11 protein-coding genes are annotated in these 13,194 nt (G+C 30.8%); all 11 read left to right on the forward strand.

Annotated features, from left to right (window positions below):
• The 11 genes from AC27L2_RS04775 to AC27L2_RS04825 all read left to right on the forward strand — a co-directional run bounded on the left by AC27L2_RS04775 (position 1) and on the right by AC27L2_RS04825 (position 13,192).
• A complete protein-coding gene (locus AC27L2_RS04775; protein ID WP_487210548.1) occupies positions 1–1,107 on the forward strand; it encodes an FtsW/RodA/SpoVE family cell cycle protein in 1,107 nt (368 codons plus the stop codon).
• Positions 1,104–2,198: an undecaprenyldiphospho-muramoylpentapeptide beta-N-acetylglucosaminyltransferase gene (gene murG / locus AC27L2_RS04780; RefSeq protein ID WP_487210549.1), complete on the forward strand. Its 1,095-nt coding sequence runs from the start codon at positions 1,104–1,106 to the stop codon at positions 2,196–2,198. Before AC27L2_RS04775 ends, murG begins: the two co-directional genes overlap by 4 nt.
• 26 nt (positions 2,199–2,224) lie before the next feature.
• Positions 2,225–3,607, forward strand: a complete 1,383-nt coding sequence (gene murC, locus AC27L2_RS04785; protein ID WP_487210550.1) for a UDP-N-acetylmuramate--L-alanine ligase — start codon at positions 2,225–2,227, stop codon at positions 3,605–3,607.
• A gap of 6 nt (positions 3,608–3,613) precedes the next feature.
• Complete coding sequence (locus tag AC27L2_RS04790; RefSeq protein WP_487210551.1) at positions 3,614–4,375, forward strand: cell division protein FtsQ/DivIB; 762 nt, start codon at positions 3,614–3,616, stop codon at positions 4,373–4,375.
• The gene (ftsA, locus tag AC27L2_RS04795; protein ID WP_487210552.1) at positions 4,372–5,616 is read left to right on the forward strand and encodes a cell division protein FtsA; all 1,245 of its coding nucleotides are present in this window, start codon (positions 4,372–4,374) and stop codon (positions 5,614–5,616) included. The genes AC27L2_RS04790 and ftsA overlap by 4 nt, the downstream gene beginning before the upstream one ends.
• Positions 5,617–5,639: 23 nt before the next feature.
• Positions 5,640–6,950, forward strand: a complete 1,311-nt coding sequence (gene ftsZ, locus AC27L2_RS04800; RefSeq protein ID WP_487210553.1) for a cell division protein FtsZ — start codon at positions 5,640–5,642, stop codon at positions 6,948–6,950.
• 219 nt (positions 6,951–7,169) lie between these two features.
• Entirely contained in the window at positions 7,170–7,907 is a 738-nt protein-coding gene (locus tag AC27L2_RS04805) for a hypothetical protein (protein ID WP_487210554.1), read from the forward strand.
• Between the two features lies 1 nt (position 7,908).
• Entirely contained in the window at positions 7,909–8,928 is a 1,020-nt protein-coding gene (gene rfbB, locus AC27L2_RS04810; RefSeq protein ID WP_487210555.1) for a dTDP-glucose 4,6-dehydratase, read from the forward strand.
• A gap of 115 nt (positions 8,929–9,043) precedes the next feature.
• Positions 9,044–10,510, forward strand: a complete 1,467-nt coding sequence (locus AC27L2_RS04815; protein WP_487210556.1) for an SLBB domain-containing protein — start codon at positions 9,044–9,046, stop codon at positions 10,508–10,510.
• Between the two features lie 11 nt (positions 10,511–10,521).
• A complete protein-coding gene (locus AC27L2_RS04820; RefSeq protein WP_487210557.1) occupies positions 10,522–11,751 on the forward strand; it encodes a GumC family protein in 1,230 nt (409 codons plus the stop codon).
• A gap of 4 nt (positions 11,752–11,755) precedes the next feature.
• Positions 11,756–13,192: a flippase gene (locus AC27L2_RS04825; RefSeq protein ID WP_487210558.1), complete on the forward strand. Its 1,437-nt coding sequence runs from the start codon at positions 11,756–11,758 to the stop codon at positions 13,190–13,192.
• Positions 13,193–13,194 lie beyond the last annotated feature (2 nt).

The following is a 13,194-nucleotide window of genomic DNA, read 5'->3' on the forward strand; positions in this document are numbered from 1 at the left end:
ATGGTAAAAATAATGATAACAATTGTTATTGCTCTGATGCTTCTGGGAGCTATCATGGTTTTTACTGCAAGTGGAACTTATAGTTTAAGCAAGTTCAATAATTTTTACTTTTTGTTCAAATCACACTTATGGAAAGTTTTTGCGGCAATAATTTTAATGTTCGCTTTTATGGTTATTCCTTATGATTATTATCGAAAGGTGAGTAAATGGCTCATGATTTTAACAATAGTTCTGCTGATTATTACTTACTTCTTTGGTGTAAAAACAAAAGGTGCAGGCAGATGGTTGGATGTATTCGGACTTTTTAAGTTCCAGCCTTCGGAGTTGGCAAGACTTTTATTGATAATTCATCTTTCCGCATTGATTGAAAGAAAGAAACATTTAATAAAAGATTTTAAAAGTGGATTCTTGTACGCATTGATATGGATTGGTCTTACAGTTAGCTGGATTATTATTCAGCCTCATGTGAGTGTTTCTGTGATAATTATTTTGACATCATTTGCAATTCTATATGTGGGTGGTGCTCAGTTCAAACATATTGCTGGAGTTTTTGCATTTACTGCTGCTTTTTTAGTCCCTGTAGTTTTATTGTATAATCATGCAAGACAAAGACTGATGGACTATATTAATAGCTTAATTACAGGAAGTGACATAAATATTCAAGTTACTCAAGCTAAAATTGCACTTGGCAGCGGTGGTTGGTATGGACTTGGATTTGGCAACAGCAGACAGAGTGATTTATTCCTGCCAGAATCTTACGGCGATTTTATTTTTTCTGTAATTGGAGAAGAAATTGGATTTATAGGCACATTAATCATCTTGATTCTTTATCTCGCTTTATTTGTATCGTGCTTGATAATTGCAAAAAAATCACAGGATAAATTTGGACAACTTTTGGTATTTGGCTTAAGCTTCAATATTCTTATTAGTGCATTTATAAATATTGGAGTTGTAACCGGACTTCTTCCAACTACTGGAATTCCTCTTCCATTTATAAGTTTTGGTGGAACATCAATTATACTGTCCGGTATTTCAATTGGAATTATTTTGAATATTGCACAACAATCATTAAAAACAGAAGAACTAAAATTAGCACAGGTAGGATGAATAACATTTATCGATTCATATTTGCTGGCGGTGGAACTGGAGGTCATCTTTATCCAGCTCTGGCTGTAGCTCAAAAAATTCTTGAGCTTAAACCTGAAGCTGATATTTTGTTTGTTGGCACAAAAGATAAAATTGAAGCTCGTGTGGTTCCAGAATATGGTTTCAACTTTAAATCAATTTTGATAAGCGGATTTTCAAGAAAATTTAACTTGAAAAATCTTTTATTCCCGATTAAACTCATAATTGGCATGATTCAATCATTAATTATTGCAATGAAATTTAAACCTCGAGTTGCTGTTGGAACTGGTGCTTATGTTTCAGGTCCGGTTATCTGGGCTGCATCTGTTATGGGTTCAAAAATAATTTTGCTTGAACAAAATAGTTTTCCAGGAATTACAAACAGACTGCTTGAAAAAAAAGCTTACGAAATTCATTTGACTTATGAGGAATCAAAAAAATATTTCAGAGAAAAAGAAAAATTATTTGTAACTGGTAATCCAATCAGAATTGATTTGAAACTTATAAATAAAGATGAAGCATTAAAAAAATTTGGATTGAATAAATCAAAAAAAACTTTGCTTGTTCTTGGAGGTAGTTTAGGGGCAAAGTCAATTAACAATGCAATTGCATCAATATCTGAAGATTTGATTAAAAATGATATTCAAATTTTATGGCAAACTGGTTCATCATACTATGAAGATTATAAATCTTTTGAAAAAGAAGGGATAAAAGTTTTGCCTTTCATAAAAGATATGCAGGCGGCATACAGTGCATGTGATTTGGTTTTAGCAAGAGCTGGTGCAACAACAATAGCAGAAGTTTCGTATTTGGGATTACCTGTAATCTTTGTTCCTTCAACAAATGTAGCTGCTAATCATCAATTTATGAATGCAAAGGTTCTTTCAGATAAAAATGCAGCAATTTTAATTGAAGATAAAAATTTGCAAAAAGAGCTCCTTGAAAAAATTATTCAGATAATTAATGATGAAGAGCAATTAAATGTTCTTAAAAAAAATATTTCACAATTTTCAAAGAATGATGCTGTTAATATTATAGCAGAAAGAGTAATTAAATTAGCTGAACTTTTTTGAAATGATTTTATAAGGAATAAATTTTTATGATGACAAGAACAATTAAGAATATTCATTTTGTTGGAATTGGCGGAATCGGAATGAGTGGAATTGCTGAAATATTATTGAATCAAGGATTTAATATTACCGGCTCAGATTTGCATAAATCAGAAATTACAGAAAGACTGGAAAGTCTTGGAATAAAAATTTATGAAGGACATTCACCTGATAATCTAAAAAATGCAGACCTTGTTGTTTATTCATCTGCAGTTACACTTGATAACCCTGAAGTTAAAGCTGCAATAGAAAGAAAAATTCCTGTAATCAAAAGAGCAGAAATGCTTGCAGAATGCATGAGAATGAAATATGGAATTGGCATAGCAGGTACTCATGGAAAAACTACTACAACTTCTATGATTGGGCTTGTACTGACAGAAGCAGGAATCGACCCAACAATTATTGTTGGCGGAAAACTTCACAGCCTTGGTGGAACTAATGCACGACTTGGAAAAGGAGATTACATTGTTGTTGAAGCTGATGAATTTGACAGAACATTTCTAAAACTTACTCCTGTTATAGCTGTAATTACTACACTTGAAAGAGAACATCTTGATACATACAAAGATTTGGATGACCTCAAATCCGCTTTCACAGAGTTTGCAAACAAAGTTCCATTTTTTGGTTTTGTAGTTCTTTGTCTTGATGAACCTGCACTTCAGGATATTATTCCATTGATTAACAAGAAAATTTTTACTTATGGAATTTCTCCGCAGGCAGACATCAGAGCTATAAATATTTCACATTACCAAAACTCATCTGAATTTACTGTGCTTTACAAAGAGGAAGAACTTGGGTCAATTAAACTGAATGTTCCAGGAATTCATAATGTTAAAAACTCTCTTGTAGCAGTAACAGTTGCAAAAGAAATGGGAGTTGATTTTCAGACAATTAAAAAAGCTCTTGAATCTTTCACAGGTGTTTACAGAAGATTTGAGAAAAAATATGATGAAGATGTTATGGTTGTTGATGATTATGGTCATCATCCAACTGAAATTGATGTAACACTTGATGCCATAAGAAGAGGATGGAATAGAAGATTAGTTGCTGTATTTCAACCTCATTTATATTCGAGGACAAGAGATTTCTATGCAGAATTTGGAAGGTCTTTCTTGAATTCGGATGTTTTTATTTGCACAGATGTTTATCCAGCACGAGAAAAACCAATTGAAGGAGTTACAGGCGAATTGATTGCTAATGCAGCAAAAAATTATGGACATAAAAATGTTTACTATGAACCTGATAAAACAAAAATTCCAGAACTGCTGAAAAGTATTTATAAAAAGGATGATATCATCATAACAATGGGTGCTGGAGATATCTGGAAATATGGAGAAAAGTTCGTTGAATATCTTAAATCAAGAAATAAATAATAAGCTATGAAAAAATTACCAGGCATAATTCTATTTGTGTTGTTAATAGGAATAATTTTTTACATCGGATTAATGCATAATGAAAATAAAATATTCATTGATTCAATAACAATTCATGGAGATTATCATCTGTCAAAAGAAAATTATATGAAGTTTACAAACTTGATTGATAAAAACAGTTACAGAAATTTATCACTTAGAATAATTAAAGATAGAATTGAAAAGCATCCTTATGTTGATTATGCTGATGTGAAATATGAAGGAAGCGGAAAAGTTACAATCAAAATTTATGAAAAGAATTTTAGTTCCATATTGATGGATAATCAAAATCAATTCATATTGACAGATAACTTGGAATTACTCCCATTTCTTCCAGAAACAAAAAATATTAATTATCCAATCATATCTAACATTTTTAAGAAAGATTCTTTAAGAATTCTTAAATCTCTAAAAAATAATGATGATGTTTTGACTGCATCAAAAATTTTGAGCGGTATAAAATTCCTGAATGAGGAATTATATAATGAGCTTTCTGTGATTGATATGAATAAAGGCTCGGATGTTATGCTTTATTTTTCATCTTTTGATTATCCAGTATTGATAGGCAGAGGAAATGAAATCAAAAAAATTGTTTACTTCAATAACCTCTGGAATTATTTAAAAGGAAAAGAAATAAATAATTATGTGAACTATATTGATTTAAGATATAATGAACACATCTACTTTGGAATTCAAGATAGTTTACAAGCAGGAGAGAAGAAATTATGAAAAAAAATGTAATTGCAGGTTTAGATTTAGGAACAACTAAAGTTTGTGCTGTTATTGCTGAACAGGCAGATAACAATATCAATATACTTGGCTTTGGTGTATCGCCTTCGGAAGGATTGAACCGCGGTTTGGTTGCAAATATTTCAAAAACCGCCGAAGCAATTACTCAGGCTATGAATATTGCATCAAACAGAGCAGGCTTGACAGTTAAAGAACTTAATGTTGGTGTTGCAGGCGAACATATTACAAGTTTGCGCCATAGAAATTATGTTACAATTAATAATCCCGACCATGAAATAACAAAAGAAGATTTAAATCGGCTTGAATCAGATGTTAAAACAATTAGAATTCCTTCAGATAGACAAATTCTTCATATAATTCCAGAAGAATATTTTGTTGATTATCAAGGTGGTATCGACGACCCGATTGGTTTGTGTGGCTCCCGTCTGGAAGCTGTTAATCATGTTGTTCTTGCATCTGTTCCTGCAATGGAAAATATAAAAAAATCTGTTGAACGAGCCGGATATTCTGTTAAGAATTATATTCTTCAACCAATTGCATCATCAATATCTGTGCTCGAAGAAAATGAAAAAGATCTTGGTGTTCTTCTGATTGATATTGGCGGCGGAACAACTGACCTTGCAATATTTCATCGTAAAGCAATTAAACATACAAAAGTTATTGGAGTAGCTGGAAATCAAGTAACAAATGATATCCGTGAAACTCTTGGAATTGTTACAGCTGATGCAGAAAAAATTAAAAAAGAATATGGATATGCAATCGAAACTGCTATAATTAAAGACGAAGATATTTATATCAAAGGTGTTGGGGCAAGAGGAAATATTAAAATTCCAATTTCATTGTTAACTCAAATTATAAGCGTAAGAATGAGAGAACTTTTCACTTTAATTGATAATGAACTAAGAGTCTCTGGATTTAAAAATAAAATTAAAGCAGGAGTAGTTTTAACAGGCGGCGGTTCTTTATTGAAAGGCTGTGTTGAATTAGCAGAAGATGTTTTTGGATTGCCAGCAAGAATTGGAGTTCCACTTGATTTGGGTGGAGGTTTATCGCATGAAATTGAAAGTCCTGAATTTGCAACGGTAGCTGGATTGATAAAAGGATTACCAGGAATGAAGCAGGAAGAAATTGTTGTTGATGTTAAAAAATCAAAAAAAGAAAAAAAGTTTAAGCCGGGAAAATATTTCAAAAAAATTCAAGAATTCTTTGAAAATTTATAAATAGACCACAACAAGGAGGAAGCATGGATCAAAATAACAATAACAAAAGACTGAGATTTGTCACTCTCGACAGGGAAGAAACACAAAAACTTTCAGCTGTATTAAAAGTAGTTGGTGTTGGTGGTGGCGGATGTAATGCCATCGACAGCATGATTCATCGCGGTTTAAGCGGTGTAGAATTTATTGCAATTAATACTGATGCTCAAGCACTTGCAAAAAGTCTGGCTCCAATGAAAGTTCAAATTGGGGCTAACATAACAAGAGGATTGGGCACAGGCGCAATTCCAAATATTGGTAAAAAAGCTGCAGAAGAAGACCGCGATAAATTAACCCGCATTCTCGACGGAAGCGATATGGTGTTTGTTACGTGCGGAATGGGAGGCGGAACAGGAACAGGGGCTGCTCCAATTGTTGCTTCAATAGCAAAAAGTTTGGGTGCTTTAGTTGTTGGCATCGTAACTAAACCATTTACATGGGAAGGTAAACATAGAATGAAAAATGCAGAAGAGGGCATTAAAGAATTAAGACAATATGTTGACAGCTTAATTGTTATACCAAACAGCAGAATTCTAAGCATTATCGATAACGCAACAGCAGCAATAGCAGCTTTCGATAAACCAAATGAAATTCTTTATGAAGCAACAAGAGGAATTGCAGATATTATTACAATGACAGGAATTATTAATGTAGATTTTGCTGATGTTAGAACTGTTATGAAAGACAGTGGTCAGGCATTAATGGGCTGCGGAATTGCAAGCGGTGAAAACCGTGCAGTCGAAGCTGCTCAAAAAGCAATCTCTTCTCCTTTGCTTGAAGGTATTTCAATTAAAGGTGCAAAAAATATTCTTCTCAATGTCTCTGGTTCTTCTAATATGACAATGCAGGAAATTGAAGCCGGCAACAACATTATTTTCCAAGCTGCTGGCGAAGAAGCTAATGTTATCTTTGGTGCAGTTGTAAAAGAAGAACTTAATGATTATATCTCATACACAGTTATTGCAACTGGATTTGGAAGCAATGGTCAGGCAAGTAACTTAAATAATCTTAAACCAGATAAAGATGATAAATCATCACAAAGAAAACCTTCTACTGGTCTGGGAGGTTTTTCAAAAGATAAAATTGATTTAGACAATAGTGATGATTTGAATATTCCTACAATTCTAAGAATGAGAAGAAAAGACCCGGATTTATTCCCTGATGATGATTTAAAAACTGGTTTTAAAGCTGATGATAATTCTTCTAATTCCAACGATGACATAAATAATAAAAAGAAAAAAGATGACGATGATGACGAAGAAGACAGCTCTTCTTTCCTAAGAAAAATTATGGACTAAATTTTACGGCTGATGTTGATTTTCCCTTGTTGTGGTAAACGAGTGACTAATCTTGAAAATCAACTCAGCCTTTTTTTATTTTGAATTAAGTATTGTGAATTAAGAAGCAAAAAAATCGCTGTAGATTTCTCTGCTACATTCTCGCTTTCCACTCTAATAATTTTCGTTTTAGTAATGGAATTACTAATTTGTAGCACAAAAAACAAAACTTGATGATTTATGAAAAAATATATTTTAATTCTGTTAATTCTTTTAGCAATAAATAACATTCAAGCTCAGGAAGAAGAAGTTGGTTGGACATCAAGATTTGGAATTGCAGTTGGATTTACTCCTGCATATGTTTTTCCAAATCTGGATAAAATTAATTCTCAAGTGAAAAAAATGGGAATTGATGAATTAAGTAATTCAGGATTTGTAGCTTGGGGCGGAGGAGGATATGCATACATAATGATGATTGAAAATTTGAGAATTGGAGCAATTGGCTTAAGCGGTTCTACTTCGTCAAGTGGTAATATTAATAATTTAGAAAAAGAAGTTATTTATGATTTTGGTCTTGGTGGGTTAACAATTGAATACACACTTCCATTTGTTCAAAAGGTTGCTTTATCTGTTGGTGCAATTGCAGGCTATGGTTCTTCAACAATTGAAATATATCAATCAAGGTCAAACTTTACTTGGGAAAATATTTGGGCAAAAGTAGCAAAAGATGGCGTTCTTATAACAAGTGATGTAAGTGATAGAATTACTCAATCATATTTTCTTATTTCTCCAACAATAAATTGTGATATCCCAATTACTCGTTTTATTTCTTTTAGAATTGGAGCTGGATATAATTTGACTTTTGGCAAAACATGGAAGATAAATAACGATAAAGATATTGCTAATGTTCCATCTGATGTAAATTCTAATTCATTCTTTATTCAAACAGGAATTTATTTGGGATTTTTCGCTTACTAATATGAATACAAAAAATATACTTGTAACTGGCGGGGCTGGATTTATTGGAAGCAATTTTATCAATTATATCCTTTCAAAAAGAGATGACTGGAAAATTATCAACATCGATAAATTAACTTATGCTGGTAATTTAGAAAATCTGAAATCTATTGAAGGCAATAAAAATTATCATTTCATCAGAGGGGATATTTCAAATAGAGAACTTATCGATTATGTTTTCAAAAAATTTGCTGTTAAATATGTAATAAATTTTGCAGCAGAATCACATGTCGATAGAAGCATACTTGGTTCAGAAATATTTTATAGAACAAATGTAATCGGAACAAATGTTTTGCTCGAAGCTGCAAGAAGATATGAAGTAGAAAAATTTGTCCAGATTTCCACTGACGAAGTTTATGGAAGTTTAGGACCAGAAGGAAAGTTTACAGAAAAAACTCCTCTTTCTCCAAATAGTCCATATTCATCAAGCAAAGCTTCTGCAGATTTAATGGCATTAGCATTTTATCATACTTATAATCTTCCTGTTCTGATTACAAGATGTTCAAACAATTATGGTCCTTATCAATTCCCTGAGAAATTAATACCTTTAATGATTATTAATGCCCTAAATAACAAAAAGCTACCGGTTTATGGTGATGGTTTGAATGTTCGTGATTGGATTTTTGTAATTGACCATGTCAAAGCTGTTGAACTTGTATTTGAAAAAGGAAAACCCGGCGAAGTTTACAACATTGGCGCAAATCGTGAAATGAAAAACATTGATATTGTGAAATTAATACTGAATAAACTTAATAAGCCGGAAGATTTAATAGAATTTGTTAAAGACCGTCCTGGTCACGACCGCCGTTATGCAATTGACTCGTCCAAAATTCAAAATGATCTTGGCTGGAAACCAGAATATGAATTCGAAAAAGCTCTGGATTTTACAATTGATTGGTACATTAAAAATAAAAATTGGTGGGAAAGAGTAATATCGGGTGAGTATTTAAATTACTACAAGAAACAATATGGAGATTTATAATCTTTGCTCTTGACTTCCATTAGTAATTCAAATTGTTATTGTATTTACTAAGAAAAAAGTTATATCTTTTGAATCAACTTTATAAATTATTTACAAAACATTCATAGTAAAAGAAATGAGATTAATAAAATCATTTATTTATTTGATATTGATAATTACTTATCTGTCAGTTTCAGCTCAGGAAATAGAACAAACAACATCAAAAAGTCTTCAAACAACAGTAATGCAGCCTATTACAGTTACTGTTGGAGGAAATTTTGTAGTTACAGGTTCGTTTACTGCATTTAGAACTCAAAGACTTGACCATTTTATCACTACTTTGTTTAATCAAGCTCAGGAAGCTTCAATAGGTGCAGTAAATAAACCAGAATTAATAAGGCAGATAAAAAAAGAATTGCAGAAATATCCATTAAGAGATATAACATTGAAGCGAGCAGATGGAACAGTTCTTAAAATTGATTTACTGAAATTTAGATTGACAGGAGATTTTAATTACAATCCATATTTAATGAATGATGATGTAATAATTTTCCCTTCCTATGATGAAAAGAAAAATATTATTGATATATCTGGTGCAGTGAACAATCCAACACAATTTCAATTTGTTGAAGGAGATAAATTATCGGATGCAATTTTATTTGCAGGAGGAATTAATAAAGCATATGATAATGTAACAGAAGCAGAGATATCAAGAATAACAAATAATGGTTCTTCTGAAGAAATAATTCGTGTTAAAATAAATGATGATGTTCCTTTGCAAAGAGGAGATAGGATTAGAATTTTATTTACTGAGAATAATAAAATGGTTTATAAAGTTTTAGTTTTAGGTGAAGTGAATAGACCAGGTTATATCTATATCACAAAAAATAATACAACAATAAAAGAAGTAATAGAAAAAGCTGGTGGTTTTACAAAAGATGCAGATTTAAGAAGAGCTGAAATTTTAAAAGGCGAAGATGAATCGCAGTTAATGAAAATTAAAGCAATAAGAGATGCTTATGAAAGAGATACATCTAAAACAACATTGCCAGTTTTGCTTAAAACAATTGATGAGCTTAAAACAGAAGAATTAAAAATGCTTCGTTCAGCAAATCTTACTACAGAAGAATTTGAATACTCTTTTTCCTATGATAATTATCTTAGATTTATTGAAAGTAAAAGCATAATTGATTTTACAAAAATATTTTCAGATTCAACAAAGGATGGTAGTTATATTGTTAATGATGGTGATGTAATTATAATTCCAAAGTATCAAAATCTTGTTTATGTATTTGGGCAAGTTGTAAATCCAGGTTTTTACATGTATGATTCATCAAAAACCTGGCGAGATTATATAAATGATGCAGGTGGAATAACAAAGAGTGCTAAGAATGGAAAAAGAACTCAAATTATAAAGGCAGTCAGCAGAACATGGATTAATGCCAGTGATGCTACAAAAGTGGAGCCTGGAGATTTTATATATGTTCCAAAAGAATTACCCCGCGATTTGTCATATTATATTCAACAAATTGGTTCGGTCTCCGGAATTTTAACAGCAGTAGTTTCAGTAACATTTTTAATAATACAAGCAACAAAAAAATAAGCAGAACTTTTATGGCAGAAGAAAAAGAAACAACCTTAGGTACTACATTCATAGAATTTTTAACCGTAGTAGTTAAATATCGATGGTTTTTATTCTGGTTTGTTTTTGTTATAACTGCAGGTGCAACTTTATACGCATTACTTGCTCCCAAATGGTATAAATCAACTGCATCGGTTTTCCCGGCTGAAAAGACTGATTTACTTTCTACTTTGTCTGGATTATCAAGTTTAGCAAAAGGATTTTCAGCAAGTAAAGGTTTGGCAGCTTTAACAGGTGCAAACACAGAAGCAGACCGATACATTGCAATATTAAAAAGTGCAACTATTACAGATGATGTTATTAAAAAATTTGATTTGAGAAAAGAATATAACATGGAAGATGATTATTATGATAAAGTTGTTAAAGAATGGCAGTCTAATTTAGAGTTAGAAATTCAAGATGAAGGAAATTTGACAATTACTGTTTACGACAAAAACCCACAAAAAGCAGCTGATATTGCTAACTATCTTGTGGAAAGATTAAATGAAATTAATACGAAACTTAGTGTTACAAATGCAAAAGCTAATAGAGAATTTGTTGAAAAAAGATATTTACAAAATATTGCTGATATAAATAATCTTGAAACTGCAATGAAGCAATTTCAAGAAAAGTATGGAGTAATAGCAATTCCTGAACAAATAGAAGCAACAGTTAAATCAATGTCGAGCATATATTTAGATTTATACAAAAAGGAAATTGAATTTAATGTAATGCAGCAGACTTATGGGAAAGACCATCCGCTTGTAGCCAATACAAAAATAGAGATGGATGAACTTCGTAAGAAAATTAATCAATTAAATGCTGGTACAGATATATCACAAAAAGATGTTAAACTTTTAATTCCATTTAAAGAAGCACCACATTTGGCAAACGAATATTTAAAAATCTATCGTAACTTAGAAATTCAATATAAAATACTTGAATTCATTCAGCCTCTTTATGAACAAGCAAAAGTAGAAGAAGCAAGAAATACTCCATCAGTAATTGTGCTTGATAAAGCAGGACCCGCCGAAAGAAAAGCAAAGCCGAAAGGAACATTGTATGCTCTTGTTTCTTTTGTAAGTTCTTTGCTATTGGGTTTATTTATAGTATTCATTAGAGAAATGTTTTTGAAAATAAAATCAGTTGACCCCGAAAAACATACCTTTATATTATCTTCATTAAAATCTGATATGATTAAGTTAGGGCTTAGAAAAAGGTAATTTAATGACCGAAGCAGAGAGAATACGTAAGAATTCTTTTTATTCTTTTCTTACTGTCTCGTCAAGATTAATTGCAAATGTTTTTATATTCTGGATAATTGCAAGATTTTATGGACCTGATATTTTCGGTCAATTCACCACAGCTCAAGTATTAGCCACTAACTTTATAATATTAGCCGATTTTGGTTTTGATATTCTTTTAACTACTGAAGTAGCAAAAAATAGAAATCATGCATTAAAAATTTTTCAACAATTATTTTCACTAAAATTAATTTTTTGTTTTATAGCTTTATTGCTGATGAATATTACAGGATTATTCGGTGATTTTAGCTATCAAACAAAAAGCATGATTTTTATTCTAAGCTTTTACATGGCTTTTTCATCATTATCTAATTTTCAATCTGCTCTATTTAAAGGTTTTGAAAAATTAGAATACGAAACCAGAGTAACATTGGTGATGAATGTGCTTCTAATTTTATTGTCAATTCCTTTAATATTGTTGAGAATTAATATTTATGTAATTGCCTTAACATTTGTTTTTACAAGATTAACCGGCTTAGCACTCGGAATTTTTTATAGTAAATCTGTTATATCAAATATTTCTTATAAATTTGTTTTGGAGGGCTTTAATAAAATTAGAAATAAGGTTTTGGTTTTCGGACTATTTCTTTTTTTTAATAATCTTTTTTTTCAATTAGATACAATCCTTATTTCACTCTGGAAAAATGATAATGAAGTTGGAATCTATCAAGCAGTATTTAAGCTTATCATGCTTCCTCTTGTTATTCCCGATATTATTACCAATACACTTTTGCCAACACTATCAAGACTCAATTATGAAAACAAAGATCAATGGATAAAAATCGGAAAGCTTATTAATAAACTTTTAATTGGAATAGTTGTACCTATTGCAATTATAATGTTTATTTATGCGGATTCGATAATTGAGATAATTTATGGTTCTAAAAATTATTTGGATTCAATTAATGTGTTAAGAATTTTTTCATTAGTATTATTTATTAGATTTTCATTCGAAGCACATGCATTAATGTTAACAACTTCTGATAAGCAGCATATTCGATTATTCACCGTACTTTTTGCAACATTAATTAATTTAGTAATGAATTATTTTTTAATACCAATTTATGGCGCTCTTGGAGCTGCACTTGTTTCATTGTTAACAAATGTTTTTGTTGGAATAATTTACTTTATTTATAACATAAAAATATTTACAGATTATAGAATCAATAAAAGAATTATACTTTATTTAACTATCTCATTCTTCGTTGCATTTATATTCTGGCAATACATCAAGTTCAATATTTTTTTATCAATGGTTGTATTAAGCTTATTTTTCTTATTAGGTATTTATTATTTCTATTTAACTGAAGAAGAGAAAAAATTGTTATTATCTCCTAGTAACAAAATTTTTAAAAAGTAAAA

This window comes from Rosettibacter sp. KY25 (genome assembly GCF_057554405.1).